Source organism: Thioclava sp. DLFJ5-1 (assembly GCF_002020115.1).
GTDB lineage: Bacteria > Pseudomonadota > Alphaproteobacteria > Rhodobacterales > Rhodobacteraceae > Thioclava > Thioclava sediminum.
This window is the reverse complement of sequence record NZ_MPZU01000014.1, coordinates 1-1393: the sequence shown is the minus strand read 5'-3', so window position 1 is coordinate 1393 and position 1393 is coordinate 1. Positions and strand designations below refer to the sequence as shown.

Below are 1393 nucleotides of genomic sequence, written 5' to 3'. Positions count from 1 at the left end.
GGGTCGTGTCGCGAATGCTGTGGAAATTCCGTGGCGGCGTGCTCCGGGCATGTGAAGGTGCGTCCGATCAGGCGGCGAGGTCAAGCGCGATCGGCTCGATGGGCTGAGAGAGGGTCTCCCACCCATCGACCTTGCGCATCTGGATCTGGCCGGAGGCCAGGAGCGCCCAGAGCAGCATCGGCACGGTCTCGGCGCAGGGCAGCACCGTCTGGGTCTTGATGCGGCGGCGGAATTCCTCGTTGAGGCGCTCGATGGCGTTGGTGGTCCTCGCTGACTTCCATTGCGACGGATCAAGCCTGGTGAAGGTGAAGAGGCGCTCGCCAGCTTCCTCGAGGCTGTCGGCCACCGCCCGGCACTTGAGCCGCCACTTGCGCAGGAACGCCTTGCGGCGGGTTTCGATCCCGGCGGCGGTGTCGGCGTAGATCATGTCGCGGTAGTCCGCGGTCAGCTCGTCATGCAGATGCTTGGGCGCATGCGCCAGCAGGTTGCGATGCTTGTGAACGGTGCAGCGCTGGATCGGCAGCTTGTCGCCCCAGAGCGCCACCAGCGCGGCTTCCAGGCCCGGGGCGCCATCGACGACGACGAACTCCGGTCGTTTCAGGCCACGGGCGTCGAGGTCGGCGAGGAACTGGCCCCAGGCCGCCGTGCTTTCCCCACCCATATTCTTGATGGAAAGCAATATCTTCTGCCCATCCCGGCGCACGCCGATCGCCGCCAGCACCGAGATGTTCGTGGCCTTGCGATCCAGCCGGGTCTTGATGACGGTGCCGTCGAGGATGAGCCGGACGATGTCTTCCTCGGAGAGGCTGCGGGCGCACCAAGCGTCCCAGTCGACTTTCACCTTGCGCCAGGCCCGGCTGACCACATCCTTGCCGACAGCGCCTTCGAAAAGGCCTGCCAGCGCGCGTTTCACCCGCCGCGTGTTGGTCCCTGCCAGGTAGACCGCTGCGATCAGCGCCTCGGCCTTCTTGGTCAGCCGCTGGTAGCGCGGCAGTGCTTTCGAGCGCCATTCGGTGATCTTGCCAGCGTCATCTTCGATGCGGGCGCGCGGCACGCGCACCGTCTCGGTGCCGAACGTGCCGGTGAGCTGGCGCTCGCGATGTCCGTGGCGATAACCCTTCTGCGCACCCTCGCAGCGGCCATAGCGGCAGCGCCCGATGAAGGCCTCGAGTTCCTCTTCGAACAGCGCCTCGATCGTCGCGCGGACGGTTTGCCGAAGCCGATCCTCAATCGGATCGTAGCCGCGCCCCGCTTCCAGTAGCGCAGGCGTGCCGGTGTCTGTAATCTTGCTCATGGCGTAATCTCCCTGGCGGTTGCCGCCGCCGGTTGGGTGGGTTCAAGTCACCCGGAGATTACGCCGCCAAACAATTTCCACCACCCGCGCGACACGACC

At 66.0% G+C, this 1393-nt stretch carries 1 protein-coding gene; it reads right to left on the bottom strand.

What is annotated here, in order from left to right; translation table 11 throughout:
• Positions 1-67 precede the first annotated feature (67 nt).
• Positions 68-1294 (bottom strand): IS256 family transposase, encoded by a 1227-nt coding sequence (locus BMI86_RS20780; protein ID WP_078543008.1) that lies wholly within the window; start codon positions 1292-1294, stop codon positions 68-70.
• Positions 1295-1393 lie beyond the last annotated feature (99 nt).

Bases quoted from the DNA above. Each gene is read 5' to 3' on its own strand.
- BMI86_RS20780 (WP_078543008.1), bottom strand. From the start codon at position 1,294: ATGAGCAAGATTACAGACACCGGCACGCCTGCGCTACTGGAAGCGGGG.